The 17,280-nt window shown below is 73.8% G+C and carries 15 protein-coding genes; 9 read left to right on the top strand and 6 right to left on the bottom strand.

The window, feature by feature from the left end:
* The first annotated feature begins 43 nt into the window (after window positions 1-43).
* Entirely contained in the window at window positions 44-2,491 is a 2,448-nt protein-coding gene (locus JK359_RS18310) for an ATP-binding SpoIIE family protein phosphatase (RefSeq protein WP_201836859.1), read from the top strand.
* A gap of 139 nt (window positions 2,492-2,630) precedes the next feature.
* Window positions 2,631-3,350 carry a class I SAM-dependent methyltransferase gene (locus tag JK359_RS18305; protein WP_201836858.1) on the top strand — a complete coding sequence of 240 codons (720 nt, stop codon included), beginning with the start codon at window positions 2,631-2,633 and terminating at the stop codon, window positions 3,348-3,350.
* Window positions 3,351-3,458: 108 nt separating this feature from the next.
* On the opposite strand, the gene JK359_RS18300 is transcribed toward JK359_RS18305, so the two are convergent.
* The 5 genes from JK359_RS18300 to JK359_RS18280 are packed head-to-tail and all read right to left on the bottom strand — an operon-like array spanning window position 3,459 to window position 8,091.
* On the bottom strand, window positions 3,459-5,381 hold the full coding sequence (locus tag JK359_RS18300; protein ID WP_201836857.1) for an ABC transporter ATP-binding protein: 1,923 nt from the start codon (window positions 5,379-5,381) through the stop codon (window positions 3,459-3,461).
* On the bottom strand, window positions 5,378-5,815 hold the full coding sequence (locus tag JK359_RS18295) for a lasso peptide biosynthesis B2 protein (RefSeq protein ID WP_201836855.1): 438 nt from the start codon (window positions 5,813-5,815) through the stop codon (window positions 5,378-5,380). The genes JK359_RS18300 and JK359_RS18295 overlap by 4 nt, the downstream gene beginning before the upstream one ends.
* Entirely contained in the window at window positions 5,812-6,066 is a 255-nt protein-coding gene (locus JK359_RS18290) for a lasso peptide biosynthesis PqqD family chaperone (RefSeq protein ID WP_201836854.1), read from the bottom strand. The genes JK359_RS18295 and JK359_RS18290 overlap by 4 nt, the downstream gene beginning before the upstream one ends.
* A gap of 37 nt (window positions 6,067-6,103) precedes the next feature.
* Window positions 6,104-7,954, bottom strand: a complete 1,851-nt coding sequence (locus JK359_RS18285) for a lasso peptide isopeptide bond-forming cyclase (protein ID WP_201836853.1) — start codon at window positions 7,952-7,954, stop codon at window positions 6,104-6,106.
* A 26-nt stretch (window positions 7,955-7,980) separates the two neighbouring features.
* Window positions 7,981-8,091, bottom strand: coding sequence for a keywimysin-related RiPP (locus tag JK359_RS18280; protein WP_107102704.1), 111 nt, complete (start codon window positions 8,089-8,091; stop codon window positions 7,981-7,983).
* Between the two features lie 520 nt (window positions 8,092-8,611).
* On the opposite strand from JK359_RS18280, the gene JK359_RS18275 reads away from it, so the two are divergent.
* The 6 genes from JK359_RS18275 (at window position 8,612) to JK359_RS18250 (ending at window position 16,367) form a co-directional block, all read left to right on the top strand.
* Complete coding sequence (locus JK359_RS18275; protein ID WP_201836852.1) at window positions 8,612-9,445, top strand: M55 family metallopeptidase; 834 nt, start codon at window positions 8,612-8,614, stop codon at window positions 9,443-9,445.
* Window positions 9,438-10,742 carry a M20/M25/M40 family metallo-hydrolase gene (locus tag JK359_RS18270; RefSeq protein WP_201836851.1) on the top strand — a complete coding sequence of 435 codons (1,305 nt, stop codon included), beginning with the start codon at window positions 9,438-9,440 and terminating at the stop codon, window positions 10,740-10,742. The genes JK359_RS18275 and JK359_RS18270 overlap by 8 nt, the downstream gene beginning before the upstream one ends.
* Before the next feature lie 15 nt (window positions 10,743-10,757).
* Window positions 10,758-12,752, top strand: a complete 1,995-nt coding sequence (locus JK359_RS18265) for a S9 family peptidase (protein WP_372445426.1) — start codon at window positions 10,758-10,760, stop codon at window positions 12,750-12,752.
* Window positions 12,749-13,672 carry a S66 peptidase family protein gene (locus JK359_RS18260; protein ID WP_201836849.1) on the top strand — a complete coding sequence of 308 codons (924 nt, stop codon included), beginning with the start codon at window positions 12,749-12,751 and terminating at the stop codon, window positions 13,670-13,672. Before JK359_RS18265 ends, JK359_RS18260 begins: the two co-directional genes overlap by 4 nt.
* A gap of 71 nt (window positions 13,673-13,743) precedes the next feature.
* Window positions 13,744-14,286: a GNAT family N-acetyltransferase gene (locus JK359_RS18255; protein ID WP_201836848.1), complete on the top strand. Its 543-nt coding sequence runs from the start codon at window positions 13,744-13,746 to the stop codon at window positions 14,284-14,286.
* A gap of 119 nt (window positions 14,287-14,405) precedes the next feature.
* Window positions 14,406-16,367, top strand: a complete 1,962-nt coding sequence (locus JK359_RS18250) for a DUF5107 domain-containing protein (RefSeq protein ID WP_201837182.1) — start codon at window positions 14,406-14,408, stop codon at window positions 16,365-16,367.
* 5 nt (window positions 16,368-16,372) lie between these two features.
* Here the strand turns inward: JK359_RS18250 and JK359_RS18245 are convergent, their stop codons facing one another.
* Entirely contained in the window at window positions 16,373-16,720 is a 348-nt protein-coding gene (locus JK359_RS18245; protein WP_201836847.1) for a VOC family protein, read from the bottom strand.
* An 80-nt stretch (window positions 16,721-16,800) separates the two neighbouring features.
* Between JK359_RS18245 and JK359_RS18240 the strand changes: the two genes are divergently transcribed.
* Entirely contained in the window at window positions 16,801-17,232 is a 432-nt protein-coding gene (locus tag JK359_RS18240; protein ID WP_201836845.1) for a phage holin family protein, read from the top strand.
* The last annotated feature ends 48 nt before the right edge of the window (window positions 17,233-17,280 follow it).

The following is a 17,280-nucleotide window of genomic DNA, read 5'->3' as shown; positions in this document are numbered from 1 at the left end:
CAGATCGTTTTGCGTACAGCCGTGGGGAGAGAGGGCCTGGGCCATGGACCGTGGCAGCGAGCGGGACACACCTCGCGGACGCGGCGACAGCGCGGCGGGCCGCATTCCGCTTGCGGTGGTCGTCGTCGACAGCGAGGGCCTGGTGTCCCACTGGAGCAGCGGCGCCGGGCGCCTGTTCGGGGTGGGCCGGGACGACGCCGTCGGACACCCCGCGGCGGACCTGCTGCCCGTCTCGGGCGCCCTGCCCGACGACGCGCGCGGCGACGCCATGCCCGACGCGTACGAGGAGTACGACGGGGCCGGTCCCGACCTGGAGGCCTCGCTCGGCGGGCACAGCGCCTTCGCCACCGCCGGCCGTGCCCGGCTCACCCCGCCCGGGCCGGCGCCCGGGGACGAGCGGCTCGACGTGCTGTGGTGGGCCTACCCGCTGGTCGGCCCGGGCACCTCCCGGCTGCTGGTGCTCGCCGCCGACGCCACCCGGCTGCGCGACGAACGCGGCTACGACGACGAGACCGCCGAACGCATCGCGCCCGGCTTCGCCCGCCACACCGAGCTGCCCGCCTCCGAGGAACTCGAGCGGCACCTGCCCGAGATCCTGCCCAACATGGGCCCGGGCCTGAGCGGCCGCATCGTCTCCCAGGTGCTGGAACTCGGCTACCCCGTGCTGGAGTTCAGCCAGTTCGACCGGGTGCCGGTCACCCCGTACTGGGGCGTGCCCCGGCGCGCCGGACGCACCCCGGCCGTGCCCCTGGTGCCGCAGCAGCGGGCTGCCGCGCCCGTGATCCCGTCCGGGGCCGAGCAGGACCTGGAGTACGCCGCCGTCCGCGAACGGCTGGAGTTCCTCAACGAGGTCAGCTCCCGCATCGGTTCCTCCCTCGACCTCAGCGAGACCATTCGCGAGGTCACCAGCGCCGCCGTACCCCGGTTCGCGGACTTCGCCGGCACTCATCTGCGCGCCGCCGTGCTGGCCGGCGAGGGTTTCTCGGACGGGCCGCCGGACGCCAGCACCGTGATGTTCCGCGTCTGGGTCGAGCACAACGACGAACCCGGGCGCTGGGACGACACCGTGCCGGTCGGGGAGGCCTTCGCCTTCCCCGAACACACACCGTTCTACAAGTGCATGGTCACGGGCGAGCCGGTCGTCGTCCCGCGGGTCACCGGGGAACTGTCGGACCGCATCGCCGGCGAGTTCGAGAAGCGCGACCTCAGACCGCTCATCGGCGGCCGGTCCCTGCTGATCGTCCCGCTCAAGGCGCGCAACGTCGTCCTCGGCTTCATGGTGCTGATGCGCCGCCCCGACCGGCCGCAGTTCGACGACATGGACCGCACCACCGGCGCCGAACTCGCCGCCCGGGCGGGCCTCGTGCTCGACAACGCCCGGATGTACACGTACCAGGAGAACGTCGCCGACACCCTGCAGGACAGCATGCTGCCGCAGGTCAGCCCACGCATGGCCGGCTGCGACGTCGCCACCCGTTACCTGCCCGGCACCCGGCTCGGCCGCATCGGCGGCGACTGGTTCGACACCATCAAACTGCCCGGCTCCCGCACCGCCCTCGTCGTCGGTGACGTCATGGGCCACGGCCTCAACTCGGCTGCGATGATGGGTCAGTTGCGCACCGCCGTACAGACCATGGCCGCCATGGAGACCCCGCCCGCCCGGCTCCTGCGCCAGCTCGACGACCTGGCCCGCCGGCTCGGCGACAACTACCTCGCCACCTGCCTGTACGCCGTCTACGACCCGATCCGCGGGGAACTGCAGCTGGCCAACGCCGGCCACATCCCGCCCGTGCTGGTCCGCGCCGAGGACGGCAGCAGCGAACTCCTCGATCTGCCCACCGGTGCCCCCATCGGCGTCGGCGGCGTCCCCTTCGAGGCCGTCCGCGTCAAGGTCGCGCCCGGCGACCGGCTGGTGCTGTGCACCGACGGGCTGGTCGAGGTGCGCGGCTCCGACATCGGCGAGGGGCTGGCCGCGCTCTGCGAGTCCGCCGCCCACCCCGCGGCCTCCATGGACGTCGCCTGCGACACGATCATCCGCGCCCTGAACACCCGTGGCGGACGCAAGGACGACGTCGCCCTGCTCATGGCCCGCCTCAACGGCATCCCCGACGAACACGTCGCCGAATGGCTGCTCGACGCCGACCCGGGCGAGGTGGCCCGGGCCCGCCGGCTGGTCCGCGACAGGCTCCTGGAATGGGGTCTGCCGGGCGCCGTGGAGACGGCCGAGCTGCTCGTCAGCGAGGTGGTCACCAACGCCGTCCGGCACGCCGGGGGCGACCGGGTCGCACTGCGGGTCGTGCGCACCGACGCGCTGCTGTTCGAGGTCACCGACGACGAGCCCGCGCTGCCCGCCATGCTCGCCGCCGGCCCTCTCGACGAGTCCGGCCGCGGGCTGCGCGTGGTCTCCCGGCTCGCCCGGGAGTGGGGTGCCAGCGCCACCGGACACCGCAAGACCGTCTGGTTCGAACAGGCCGTCGGCTCAAGCCGCTGACCGGGAGCGCGCGCAACCGGTCGTGGCCTCGCCGGGGTGTCCCGAGTCCGTACATCCGATGAAGGCGGCGTCCCGGGCCTTGCCCTCGTCCCGGCCGCCGCGATATTCCGATCACGGAACCGAACCGTGGGGAGATCGCATGAACGTCTCGGACAACTACCGCAGCAACTGGGAGAGTTACTGGCGCGGAACCTCCGACGCCCGGGGCGACGCCATCTGGGACGCCGATCCCTCCCTGACCGCCGCGCCGCACAGCGAACTGCTCCTCCCGCACGCCGACCCCGGGCGGACGATAGTCGACCTGGGCTGCGGCAACGGCACCCAGACCCGCTATCTGGCCACCCGGTTCGCCCGCGCCGTCGGCGTCGACCTCTCGCAGGCCGCCGTCGAGCACGCCCGCCGGGCCGCCGACGGCGACGCCGTCGAGTTCCAGCAGCTCGACCTCACCGACACCGGCGCCGTACGGGCCCTGCACCAGCGGCTCGGCGACAGCAACGTCTACATGCGGGCCGTCATCCACCAGAGCGAACCGGCCGCACGCCCCGCGGTCGCCGCCGCCGTGGCCGAGATCATCGGCAGCGAAGGCCGTGCCTTCGTCGTGGAACTCACCTCCGGCTCCCGGGACGTCCTCAAGCGCGCCGCCTCCGGGCCGGCCGGCCCGGGACCCAAGCTCCGGCGTGTCTTCCACCACGGGCTCAAGCCCGCCGACGCCCCCGACGAGGAGATCCCGCGCCTGCTCGGCGAGGCCGGCCTGACGGTCCTGGCCGAAGGGGAGACGGTGCTGCCGCAGACCGAGCACCTCGAGGACGGCACCCGCATCGACCTGCCGGCCCACTGGTTCGTCCTCGCCGGGGCGTGACCGCGACGTGGATCCCCGGCGGGAGCCCGTCGCTGCGTGCGCAGACACCCCCTCCGGTTCTCCGCCGGAGGGGGTGTCTGCCTGAGGCCTGGGCGGAAGCCGGGGCGGTCACGGCGGCCCGGCCGACGGTCCGTGCGGGCCCGCGTCCCGGGCGGCGGACCCGCTTCGACGACATGTTCCGGCCGTCCGCGCCCCGCCGGCTGCCGTTTCCGGGCGTCCACCCGGCCGGAGCATCTGGCTCGCGGCCAGCTCGCGGTAGAGGGAACTGCCGGCGAGCAACTCCTCGTGGCGACCGGCCGCGGCGGTGCGGCCGTCCTGCAGCACCACGATGTGGTCCGCATGCTGCACCGTGGACAGGCGGTGGGCGATGACGAGCAGGGCGCACTCCTGGGCGATGTCCTTCATGACGGTGGTGAGTGCCGCTTCATTGATCGCGTCGAGGTGGGAGGTGGGCTCGTCCAGCAGGAGCAGCGCGGGGCGGGCCAGCAAGGCACGGGCGAGGGCGACGCGCTGGCGTTCGCCGCCGGAGAGGGTGCTGCCGCGTTCACCGATGACAGCGGACAGGCCACCGGGCAGCCGGTCGACGACTTCTTCCAGTCCCGCCCGTTCGATGACGCGCCGGACATCCGCTTCGGTGGCGTCGGGCATGGCGTAGGCGATGTTGTCGCGCAGGGTGCCGTGGACGACGTGGGCGTTCTGGTCGACGATGGCGATCCTCCGGCGGCATGCCTCGCGGCTGAGTTCGGTCGCGGGCCGTCCGTCGAAGAGCACGGTGCCCGCGTCCGGCTCGTAGAACCTCGCCACCAGGGCGAACACCGTGCTCTTGCCGGCTCCGGACCGGCCCACCAGGGCCACGTACCTCCGGTGCGGGACGGCGAGGGACACACCACGCAGGACGGGCCGCCGTGCGTCGTAGGCGAAGTGGACGTCGTGGAGGGCGAGGGCCGGGTGTGCGCGGCGGACGGCCGGCCCGGTCGGCCGCGCTGCGGGAGCGCGGCCCCTCGCGGTCCGGGGCGCGGTGGGCTCGACAGCCAGGCGCAGCGCCTCGTCGATGCGCTGGTAGGCGCCCATCCCGCGCTGGACGAGCCCGACGGCACGGAAGACCGAGGACAGCGGCAGGACGAGGTACGAGGCGTACAGCAGGAAGGCGACGAGGTCGCCGAGGGAGCCGGAGTGGCCGCCCACACGCAGGCCGCCGACCACCAGGACGATGAGGAACGAGCCCTGGACGGCGAGTTCGACGGCGGAACTCATGACGGAGGCGAGCTTCGCGGTGCGCACCCCCGCGCCGTAGGCCGCATCGACGCGGGCACCGATACCCGCCGCCTCGCGTTCCTCGGCACGGTGCACCCGGACCATCGGCAGGGAACCGAGGGCGCGCTCCAGATCGGCGGCGATGGCACCGACCGAGTCCTGCATGTGCTCGGACGCGCATCTGATGCCCGTCAGCAGCGAGGCGACGACCACGGCCGCCGCTGCCACGGTGGCGGCGACCAGAAGCAGCAGCAGCAGGTCGAGCCACGCCATGAGGATGATCGCCCCGGCGGCGACGAGGCTTCCCGTCACCAGGTCCACCAGGGCCTGCGACACGACCTCCCGGAGCACGGTGGTATCGGTCGTCACCCGGGAAACGAGGTCTGCTCCGCGGTGCCGGCCGTACTCCCGCATCTCCAGCCGGAGCAGCCGTCCCACCAGCCCGTGACGCAGCTGCCGTACGACTCCTTCGCCCATCCGCTCCAGCAGGTAGCGTCCCGCGGCCCCCGTCGCCGCCTCGACGGCGAACAGCACGCCGAGGAGTACCAGCAGCGGCCAGACCACCTGTCCGCGGCCGGTCGCGTCCACCACGTCCTTGGCGACGAGTGGCTGGGCGAGTCCCAGGGCGGAGCCCACGAGGGTCAGTACGGTCGCGAGGGCGACGGCGCTCCGGTGCCCGGCGGTGAGCCGGTACATCGTGGCCACCGCCGCCTTGGTGGACCTGCCGCCGCCGGTGGCCTCGGCCGGGCCGTCGTGCGCGACCGTCGCGCCGGTCATCGGTCCGTCGGCCGTGGCAGCGGGCCGACGGACACCAGCCGGGCGAAGTAGCCCTCCGGCACACCTTCGCCGACGGGACGGCCGTCCGCCTCGATCCAGGCATGCGCGGTGAAGGGCGGGACGACGCGTACACCGGTGCACCAGGTGGGCCACGTTCCGCCGAGACGGCACAGCAGTGCCGCTCCGAGGGAGCGCGGCAGACAGCCCTTCGGACCGGCACAGTGCAGGCTGGCCGCACACAGGGCGTCGCGCGCCTCCTGGGCCTGCGCGACGGTGGCGGGCCCGGCGCCGCGCCGCAGGACGCCGAGCACGACGCGGATGCGGCGGGGCGGCAGCAGGGCGAGAGCGACGGCGGGGAGCAGGACGAGGCGGGCGGCCAGACGCCGGGACAGGGGTACGCCGCCGGGGCGCTGCAGCGCGCTGGGCGTCGTCACGAGGCGAGCCCCGAGTTCCGCAGCTCCCGTACCAGGGTCTCGACGTCCAGCCGGGCCTGTGCCCGGTCCACGTCGAACTCCCGGGCCAGGGCGGCGGCCGCGTCCGTTTCCTCGCCACCGTCGAGCAGCGTCCGCACCACCAGGGTGGCGGTGGGATTCAACTCCCAGTAGGTGCCGGCCCGTTCGTCGAGCAGCACGGTGCCGTAGTCGGTCTCGGCCGTGGAGACGTTGTCGCCGAACCGCAGGGGCATGTGAGGGCCTTTCTGACGTGTCTGACGGAGCGTGCGGTCAGGTTTGCGGGACACGGGCGCGGTTGCGGCCGAGCCCCCGCAACCACACCTCGGTGGCGATGGTGGAGTAGAGGATGGCTTCGGAGAGCCCGCGGGAGGCGGGCCGCAGGGCGAGGCGGCGGAGCTTCGCGCCGTCCACCAGGCCCAGCTCCGCCAGCCGTGAGTCCTCCCACAGGGCCAGCAGGTCGGCGCGGTGTTCGCGCAGTCCGTTGGAGGCGTCCATGGAGGCCGTGGCCTTGTTGGCGCGCCGCAGGCAGTCCTCGGGCACGACCCCGCGCATCGCGGCACCGAGGACTGGCTTGTACCGCCAGGGTGTGACGCGCTCGCCCGGACGCACGGCGAGACACGCCTCGATGACGCGGTCGTCGAGGAAGGGAGAGGCCATCGGCAGGCCGGCGCGGGCCGCCATCCGGTCCCACTGCCGGATGACACGGGCGCACGAGCGGATCTGCTCCAGGTCGGCGTGCAGTCCGCGGTCCGGGTGCAGTGGGGAGGCCGTCGCGGCGGCATCGAGGAGTGCCCGGCGGGCCATCCCTTCGGCCTCGGGGGTCACCCAGTCGAACAGGCGCGGGGCCATGCCCCAGCCGAGCCCCGTGGCGACGGACGGTGGCAACGGGCCCCGCAGCCGGCCGGCGGCGTCGGCGAGCCACTTGCCGTACGGCCGGGAGTCGGCGAGTGCCCGGACCGTGCCGCCGAGCGGCCACTGCCACAGCGCCCGGAATCCGCGCAACTGGCGCAGGGCGAACAGCGGACGGGTGCGCAGCAGCCGGTGGTAGTACGCCTCGGAGCACCATGCCACGTGGTCGCCGCCGATGCCGGTCAGGTGCAACCGGCTGCCGCGTGCGGCGAGGCCGGGCAGGTGGCGCAGCACCCGGGAGCGGTCCATGACACCGATGGTCGGCTCGTCGAGGAGGTCGTCGATGGTGAGCAGGTCCTCATAGACCAGCGGGGAGGCGTCGGCGTCCCAGATCACGTGCTCGACGTCCGGGAGGTGCCGGACCGCCCGCTCGGCCCAGTGCAGGTCGGTGTCCGCCGGATCGCGTCCCGGCCATGTACTGGCCACGACTCGGGCGGGAGAGCGGTCGGCCAGGAAGCAGACGGAGGTCGAGTCCAGTCCGCCGGACAGGTCGCAGCTCACCACGCCGCCCTGACGGGTGCGTGCGTCGACGGCCTCCTGAAGTGCCGTCCGGATCAGGGGCGCCGCTTCGGACAGCGGCCGGACCGGCTCCGGCGGTGTCCACCACCGGGCGTGCCGTACGCTGCGCCCGTCCGCGGCGACGATCACGGCGTCCTGCGGAGGAACGGCGGTGATCCCGGGCCACATCGACGTCTCGAACAGCGGGTACGGTGCGGGCCACAGCAGCCGCACGGCCAGTTCTTGCGCGTCGGGTTCCAGGTCCAGGGCGGAGGCGAGCGTGTCGGCGCGGGTCGTGGCCACCCGTACGCCCTCGATCTCCGCGTGGTAGACGAGTCGCAGTCCGGAGGCGGTGCCCTGGACTCTGATCCGTCCTTCGAGGGCGCCGACGAGATGGAAACTGCCGGGAAGGGATCGGGCCAGTGCGCCGAGTTCCGTGAGATCGCCCAGCCGTGCGACGCGGCGCCGCAGTTCGTCGGCGTCGACCGGGCAGCAGCCGACCACGGCGACGGAGGCGCCGCCGGCGTGCGCCGTGATGATCTCGTCGTCGTGCCAGTGGCCGACCAGCCAGGGCCGGCCCGACGCATGCGCGAGGGTCCGGCTTCCGGGGCGGGCGAAGGAGCGGGCCACGGCGGTCGCGTCCGCACGGTCCGTGAAGACCGCGAAGTGCGCGTCGCCGGGGCCCGTCCCCGCACTTTCGTGCAGTTCAGTCATGACGTCGGGTCAAGGACCGTCGGTCGTCAGTTCTTGCTCAGGATCAGCCGGTCGTTGCCGGAGCGTCCGAGGAGCCCCGTCTCCTTCCGGAAGGTACCGAGCCGGACGAGCGTCGGTGCCTCGTAGGCCTTCTTCATGACCACTCCTCACATGCAGGTGTCCGGACCGCTTCCGTTGCGCGAAGGGCCGGGTTCGTCGGGAACCCGGGCCAGAAGCGGCCTCAGCACCTAGCTAGCTGCGGAGCGTGAGATCAGGGCAAGCGCTTCAGCGAAGGTCGGATAATGTGCAGAATCCGAATCGCGGGGGGTTGTGCGCCCCCCTCGTTCTCGCCGTTGTCGCGGTCGCAGCGGTGTGCGAGCCGGGGTGCGCATGCTCGAATGAACGTTTTGAGATGCCGTCCGGCAGTTGCTCGCGGCTCATTCCCCGGCGTCTGCCGGTGGCCGCGGGCAGGCGGCGCCGGGCGCTCGCGCGCCCTGGGCCTGCTCCGTTTCCCGTCGCTCCGCTGCGCGATGTTCCCCTGGCATCTCGCCGGCGGCCGCCCTGCGGGCACAGGGCGGGGACGGGCGTACACGGGCACCGTGCCGGGGTCCGGGATTGCGCTCTCCCTTCTGTCCGCCTCATAGGAAGTTCCCCGGTCGGCGCGTAACGTGAAGCAACATGAAGATCCTCATCAGTGCCGACATGGAGGGGGCCACGGGTGTCACCTGGCCCGCCGACGTGCTGCCGGGGACACCGCAGTGGGAGCGGTGCCGGTCGATGTTCACCTCCGACGTGAACGCCGCCGTGGAGGGCTTCTTCGACGGCGGCGCCGACCAGGTGCTCGTCAACGAGGCCCACTGGACCATGCGGAACCTGCTCCTGGAGCGGCTCGACGAGCGGGTGGAGATGCTCACCGGCCGGCACAAGGCGCTGTCCATGGTGGAGGGCGTCCAGCACGGCGACGTCGACGGCATCGCCTTCGTCGGCTACCACGCGGGCGCCGGCATGGAGGGCGTCCTCGCCCACACCTACCTCGCCAACCAGATCACCGGGGTGTGGCTGAACGACGTCCGCGCGAGCGAGGGTCTGCTGAACGCGCACGTCGTCGCCGAGTACGGCGTTCCCGTCGTCCTCGTCACCGGCGACGACGTGGCCTGTGAGGACGCCCTCGGCTATGCGCCCGAGGCCCTGAAGGTCGCCGTGAAGGACCATGTCTCCCGGTACGCGGCGGTGTGCCGGACACCCGCCCGGACCGCGGCCGACATCCGCGCGGCGGCCAAGGAGGCCGCACAGCTGGCCGTGCGGCGCGAGCCGGTGCAGGCCGGGCCGTTCACGGTCGGCGTCGAGTTCGACGCCGAGCACCTCGCCCAGGCCGCCACCGTCGTCCCCGGCGTGGCGCGGACCGGGGAGCGGAAGGTGGCGTACACCAGCGCCACCATGTACGACGGGATCAGGACGTTCAAGGCGGTCACCACGATCGTCTCTGCCGCCGTGGAGGAGCAGTATGGCTGACCAGCAGGCCCTGGACGAGGTGGTGGAGTACACCTCCGGCCTGATCCGCATCGACACCACCAACCGGGGCGGCGGCGACTGCCGGGAACGGCCCGCCGCCGAGTACGTGGCCGAGCGGCTGTCCGGGGCGGGCCTGGAGCCCCTGCTGCTGGAGCGCACGCCGGGCCGTACCAACGTCGTCGCCCGGATCGCGGGCACGGATCCCTCCGCCGACGCGCTGCTGGTCCACGGTCACCTCGACGTCGTCCCGGCCGAGGCCGCCGACTGGAGCGTGCACCCGTTCTCCGGGGAGATCCGGGACGGGGTGGTGTGGGGGCGCGGGGCCGTCGACATGAAGAACATGGACGCGATGATCCTCGCGGTCGTCCGGGCCTGGGCCCGGCAGGGCGTACGGCCCCGCCGTGACCTCGTCGTCGCGTTCACCGCGGACGAGGAGGCCAGCGCCGAGGACGGCTCGGGGTTCCTCGCCGACCGGCACCCCGAACTCTTCGAGGGCTGCACCGAGGGCATCAGCGAGTCCGGTGCCTTCACCTTCCACGACGGGGCCGGCCGGGAGATCTACCCGATCGCCGCCGGCGAGCGCGGCACCGGCTGGCTCAAGCTCACCGCTCGCGGCCGGGCCGGGCACGGCTCCAAGGTGAACAAGGAGAACGCGGTGACCCGGCTCGCCGCCGCCGTCACCCGCATCGGAGAGCACGAGTGGCCGCTGCGGCTCACCCCGACGGTGCGGGCCGCCCTCGCCGAACTCGCCGCCCTCTACGGCATCGAGCCCGACTTCGGGCACGTGGACCGGCTGCTGGAGAAGCTCGGCCCGGCCGCCCGGCTGGTCGAGGCGACCGTCCGCAACAGTGCCAACCCCACCATGCTGGACGCCGGTTACAAGCTGAACGTCATCCCCGGTGAGGCGGTCGCCCACGTCGACGGACGCTGTCTGCCCGGCACCGAGGAGGAGTTCGGCGCCACGCTGGACGCGCTGACGGGCCCGGACGTGGAGTGGGAGTTCGCCCACCGGGAGGTGGCCCTGCAGGCACCGGTGGACGCCCCGGTCTTCGCGAAGATGCGGGCCGCCGTCGAGGAGTTCGCGCCCGGCGGGCACGTGGTGCCGTACTGCATGTCCGGCGGCACGGACGCCAAGCAGTTCTCCCGGCTCGGCATCACCGGGTACGGTTTCTCACCACTGAAGCTGCCCGTGGACCTCGACTACCAGGCGCTGTTCCACGGCGTGGACGAGCGCGTGCCCGTGGAGGCGCTGCACTTCGGGGTGCGCGTCCTGGACCGCTTCCTGCGGACGGCCTAGACAGTGGGGGACGAGGTGCACAGAACGCCGTACGGATCGTGGCCGTCGCCCATCGACGCGGCACTCGCCGCAGCGCACGACGGGCGGCCGGAGTGGGTGGACTTCGTCGGCGACGAGATCTGGTGGACCGAGCCACGGCCCGCCGAGGGCGGCCGCCGGGCCCTGGTGCGGCGCCGCGCCGACGGCGTCGAGGAATCGGTGCTGCCCGCGCCGTGGAACGTGCGCAGCCGGGTCATCGAGTACGGCGGCCGGCCCTGGACCGGAGCGGTCCACGAAGACGGGCCGCTGATCGTCTTCGCGCACTTCGCCGACCAGCGGCTGTACCGGTACGAGCCCGGCGGCGAGCCCGTCCCGCTCACCCCGCTGTCCCCGGTGGGCGGTGGCCTGCGCTGGGCAGAACCCCGGGTGGACCTCGCCCGCGGGGAGGTCTGGTGCGTGCTGGAGGAGTTCACCGGGGACGGCCCCGGCGACGTACGGCGCCTCCTGGCCGCCGTGCCGCTGGACGGATCGGCCGCCGACGACCGCAGCGCCGTCCGCGAACTCACCGAACCGAGGCACCGGTTCGTCACCGGCGCCCGGCTCTCGCCCGACGGCCGGCGCGCGGCCTGGATCGCCTGGGACCATCCGCGGATGCCGTGGGACGGGACGGAGCTGCTGGTCGCCGACGTGACGGAGGACGGCCGGCTGAAGGACGCACGGACCGTCGCCGGGGGACCGGAGGAGGCCGTCGCACAGGTCGAGTGGTCGGCGGACGGCGGGCTCCTGTACACGAGCGACCGCAGCGGCTGGTGGAACCTCTACCGCGACGGCACCCCTTCCCCGGCCGACGGGCCGGGGGACCCGCGTCCCGCTGCGCTGGCCCCGCGCGAGGAGGAGTTCGCCGGGCCCCTGTGGCTGCTCGGCTTCCGCTGGTTCGCGCCGCTGGACAACGGCCTGATCGCCGTCGTGCACGGCAGAGGGCCGACCGTGCTCGGCATACTCGATCCGGAGTCCGGCGAGATCGTCGACGCCGCCGGACCCTGGACCGAGTTCACCGGCATGCTCGCGGTGCACGGCGCACGCGTCGTCGGCGTCGGCGGCAGCCCGCGCACCGCCTACGAGGTGGTCGAGCTGGACACCGCCACCGGCCGTGCCCGCGCCGTCGGATCCCGGCACGAGGACCCGGTCGACCCGGCGTACTACCCCGAGCCGCAGATCCGCACCTTCCCCGGCCCGGACGGCCGCGAGGTGCACGCCTACGTCTACCCACCGCACCACCCCGCACGGACCGCGACCGACGGCGAACTGCCGCCCTACGTCATCTGGGCGCACGGCGGGCCCACCAGCCGGGTGCCGCTCGTCCTGGACCTGGACATCGCCTATTTCACCTCGCGCGGCATCGGGGTCGCCGAGGTCGACTACGGCGGCTCCACCGGGTACGGCCGCGCCTACCGGGAGCGGCTGCGCGAGCAGTGGGGCGTGGTCGACGTCGAGGACTGCGCGGCCGTCGCCCGTGCCCTCGCCGACGAGGGCACCGCCGACCCGGCCCGGCTCGCGATCCGGGGCGGCAGCGCGGGCGGCTGGACCACCGCCGCCTCCCTGACCACGACCGACGTCTACGCCTGCGGCACCATCATCTACCCGGTGCTCGACCTGGCGACCTGGGGCCCCGGGGAGACCCACGACTTCGAGTCCCGCTACCTGGAGTCGCTGATCGGCCCGCTCGCCGAGGTGCCCGCCCGGTACGCCGAGCGCTCCCCGACCGCGCACGCCGACCGGCTCACCGCACCCTTCCTGCTGCTCCAGGGCCTGGACGACGTGATCTGCCCGCCCGCACAGTGCGAACGCTTCCTCGCCCGGATCGCGGGCCGGGGCGTGCCGTACGCCTACCTCACGTTCGAAGGGGAGGGGCACGGGTTCCGGCGAGCCGAGACCATGGTGCGCGCCCTGGAAGCGGAACTGTCCCTGTACGCCCAGGTGTTCGGGCTGGAGCCGGCACCGCGCACCCCGAAGGTGGACCTGACCCCGTGAAGGAACTCGTACGGCCGCACCGGCTGGCCCCCGGCGCCCGGGTGGCCGTCGTCGCCACCAGCGGGCCGGTGCCCGAGGAGCGCCTGCAGGCGGGGCTCGACATGCTGCGCGGCTGGGACCTCGACCCGGTGGCGGGACCCCATGTCCTCGACCGCCACGCGGAGTTCGGCTACCTGGCCGGCACGGACGCCGACCGCGCCGCCGACTTCCAGAACGCCTGGTGCGACCCGTCGGTGGACGCGGTGCTGTGCGCGCGCGGCGGGTACGGCGTGCAGCGCATGATCGACCTGCTCGACTGGGACGCGCTGCGGACGGCCGGACCGAAGGTCTTCGTCGGGTTCAGCGACCTCACCGTGCTGCACGAGGCCTTCGCCACCCGCCTGGGGCTCGCCACGCTGCACGGGCCGATGGCGGCCGGCATCGACTTCGTCAAGAACACCCGGGCCCAGGAGCACCTGCGGGCCACCCTCTTCGCGCCCGAGACCGTCCGCACCATCGCCTCCGGCGGCGGCGCGCTCGTGCCCGGCCGGGCCCGGGGCGTCACCCTCGGCGGCTGCCTGTGCCTGCTCGCCGCGGAGTGCGGCACCCGAGGCGCCCGGCCCTCGGCGGACGGCGGGCTGCTCTGCCTGGAGGACGTGGGCGAGGAGACGTACCGCCTGGACCGGTATCTCACCCAACTCCTTCGCTCCGGCTGGCTGGACGGGGTGCGCGGGGTGCTGCTCGGCTCCTGGGAGGGCTGCTCGGACTACGCCGAACTGCGGCCCGTGCTCGCCGACCGGCTCGGCGCGCTCGGCGTGCCGGTGGCGGAGAACGTCGGATTCGGTCACTGCGCCGGGGCACTGACCATTCCGTTCGGCGTCGCGGCGGAACTCGACGCGGAGACGGGCACGCTGACGCTGGACGAACCCGCGCTGCGCTGACGCGGGAACACGGCGCCCGCGCACCGCGCACCGCGTGCGACACCGCCGGCCGGGCACCGTAGGCTGGCCGGATGCCGCACACAGCGTCCCGTTACCTCGCCGAAGGCCCGCGCGTCGCCATCCGGCCGTTCACCCTCGCCGACGGTCCCGAGTTCACCGCACGCGCCCGCGAGAGCAAGGACCTGCACCGGCCCTGGCTGTTCCCACCGGACGGCGACGAGGCGTACGCCGAGTACGCGGGCCGGCTGATCGAGGCCGAGGACCGGGCCGGATTCCTGGTGTGCGAGAAGGACAGCGGGGCCATCGCCGGCTTCATCAACATCAACAACATCGTCCGGGGCGGCTTCCAGTCCGGCGCGCTCGGCTACGGCGTCTTCGCGCACGCCGCCGGGCGGGGACTGATGCGTGAGGGGCTGGACCTCGTGATCGGGTACGCCTTCGGACCGCTGGGCCTGCACCGGCTGGAGATCAACGCACAGCCCGGGAACACCGCGTCCATCGCCCTCGCCCGCGGGGCCGGCTTCCGCCGGGAGGGCTTCTCCCCGGCCATGCTGTACGTCGACGGAGCCTGGCGCGACCACGAACGCTGGGCGCTCACCGCGGAGACGCCGTAGTCGGAGAGGCCGTGGTACGGGCGGCGTCGGCTCCGTCGGCGCGACGGACGTCCCCGTCCACGCCTTTGCGCAATCCTGACCGACCGCTCCCCTGGCCGGCTCGCCCCGAGCCGGGTTCCCTGGGCAGCGTGACGAGGATCCGACATGAGGTACTGACGCTGCCCGCCGCGGAGCTGGGACCGGACAACCCCTTGCCCCCGCTGCGTCCCCCGGACGAGGTCCACCGCATCAACGGCCACCATCTCCCGGACCTGCCCCGGGACATGGCCCGCCAGCTCGGGGCGGACCCGCTGCGCAGCCTGCTGCCGGCCGCTGTCCGTGACGGCTACGGCCGCACCCGCGAGCCCCGCCCGGTCGACGCCCTCGTGCTCGAGAACGACCGGCTGCGCGCCACGGTCCTGCCCGGACTCGGCGGCCGGATCGCCTCCCTGGTCCACCTGCCCACCGGACGCGAACTCCTCTACCGCAACCCGGTGTTCCAGCCCGCCGCCTTCGCCCTCAACGGCGCCTGGTACTCCGGTGGCATCGAATGGAACATCGGCGCCACCGGCCACACCACCCTCTCCTGCGCGCCCCTGCACGCGGCCCGCGTCACCGCGCCGGACGGCACCGAGATGCTCCGCCTGTGGGAGTGGGAGCGGCTGCGCGACCTGCCGTTCCAGGTCGACCTGTGGCTCCCGGACGGCTCCGACTTCCTCTACGCCGGCGTCCGCGTCCGCAACCCGCACGAGCGCCCGGTGCCCGCCTACTGGTGGTCCAACACCGCCGTGCCCGAGGACCGCCGCATCCTGGTCCCCGCCGAGGAGGCCTGGCAGTTCGGGTACGAGCGGCGGCTGCACCGGGTGCCCGTCCCCTCGTCCGACGGCATCGACCGCACCCACCCGCTGAACAGCCCGTACGCAGCCGACTACTTCTACGAGATCCCCGACGGCCGCCGCCGCTGGATCGCCGCGCTGGACACGGACGGGCACGGGCTGGTGCAGACCTCCACCGAGGTGCTGCGCGGCCGCAAACTGTTCGTGTGGGGCAGCCGGCCCGGCGGACGGCGCTGGCAGGAGTGGCTGACCGAACCCGGCACCGGCGGCTACTGCGAGATCCAGGCCGGGCTCGCCCGGACCCAGCTGGAACACGTCCGGCTGGAACCGGAGAGCGAGGTGTCCTGGCTGGAGGCGTACGGGCCGCTCGACACACCGCCCTCGGGGGAGTGGCCGGACGCCGTCGGACGAGCGGAGCAGCGGCTGGCGGCCGTGCTGCCACCCGGCCGGGTCGAGGAGGCGTACGCCGCCTGGCAGCCGTACGCCGACACCGAACCCGCCGCGGTCCTGGCCGTGGGCTCGGGCTGGGGCGCGCTCGAGGTGCTCAGGGCCGGCCTGAAGCTGCCCGGGACACCGTTCCCCGAGTCCACCCTCGGGGACGCGCAGGCACCCTGGCGGGAGCTGCTGCGCACCGGATCCCTGCCCCGGCCGCACCCGGACCGGCCGCCCGGTCCGACACTGGTCGCCCGGCCCTGGCGGGACATGCTGGAGACCGCCCCCGCCACCCCGCACACCGAGTACCACCTCGGCGTCGCCCAGTGGCACGCCGGCGACCGCGCCCAGGCCGTCCGCAGCTGGGAACGTGCGCTGCACCGGGCGTCCGAACCGTGGCCGCTGCTGCGCTGCCTGGCCGTCGCCGACCAGGAGTCCGGCCACCACGAGCGGGCCGCCGAGCGGTACGCCGACGCCTTCCGCGACCTGTGCCGGCAGGGCCACGACGACGGCGGGACCTGGACGGCCGCCCTGGCGGCGCTCGGCCGGGAGGCGCTCGAAGCGCTGCTCCGCGCCCGGCGGACCGCCGATGCCCGGGCCGTGTGGGAGCGGCTGCCGGGGACCGTCCGCCGGCGCGGCCGGTTCCGGCTGCTCCTGGCCCGGCTGCTGCTCGCCGAGGGCCGGCCCGCCGACGCCCGGGCCGTCTTCGACGCCGGTTTCGAGGTCGCCGACCTGCGGGAGGGAGCCGAGGACATCGGCCGGCTGTGGGAGCGCCTCACCGACGAGCCGCTGCCCGCCCGCTACGACTTCCGGATGCGCCCGGACCCCGGGTGAGCGGATCAGCCGCTCTGGTCCGCGTACTCGAAGACCGATCCGTCCGGGTGCACCGCCAGCAGATTGCGGCCCACCGGTGTCGGCACGGGCCCCGCCACGACCTGGGCGCCCAGCTCGGTGAGCAGCCGGTGCGCCTCGTCCACGTTCTCGACGGCGATCGTCGCCGCGACCTTCCGCAGGATCTCCAGCTCCTGCTCCGGGCCGCTCATCAGCAGGAAGGAGCCGACCGCGGCGACCTGGACACCGCCTCGCCGGAAACGGTGCGCTCTGCCGCCCGCCAGACGCTCGTAGAAGGGGATCGCGGCTTCGAGGTCGTCGACGCAGATGCGCAGCGAGGCGCCCAGAATCTCCATGCGTCCGAGCCTAGTTGGGGCCGCGGGTGACGCGCAGGGCCCCCGCGTTACTCGCTGTGTCCGGCGGGTACCCGCAGGACATGGACCGTTTGGATCACCTGGAACATCTGGACAAGCAACTCGTCGAAGAGCTGGCTCAGGTGGCACGCGAGACGGTACGCGACGAACTGCGCGAGCAGTCCCGCAAGCAGCGCCGCACCGCCATGCTCTATGCCGCATCGGGCGCCGCCGCCCTCTACGCGGGCGGTGCGGTCGCCCTCGCCGTGGGCCTCGCTCTGGCGATCGGCCTGCCCGGCTGGGCAGCCGCGCTGATCACCGCCGCCGTCATGGCAGCCGTGGCCTACCTGCTGCGCGGCGCCGCCCACCCCGCGCACGCCCACCGGCCGCACGCCCCGCACCGCGTCATCGGCGGCACCGCCCCGGGCGCCCCGCCCAGCGGCACGGGCCTGCCCTACCCCCCGATTCCCCCCTACCCCCCGACCGACCCGGACTCCCCCCACCACAGGGCCTGACCCATCGGCCACGGCCTGATACCGCACCCACCGAAGCGGCCCCAGGGG

Origin of the sequence: Streptomyces actinomycinicus, assembly GCF_016741775.1 — a bacterium.
GTDB classification, from domain to species: domain Bacteria; phylum Actinomycetota; class Actinomycetes; order Streptomycetales; family Streptomycetaceae; genus Streptomyces; species Streptomyces actinomycinicus.
The sequence above is the reverse complement of the archived record's forward strand: the minus strand, read 5'-3'. Positions and strand labels throughout refer to the sequence as shown.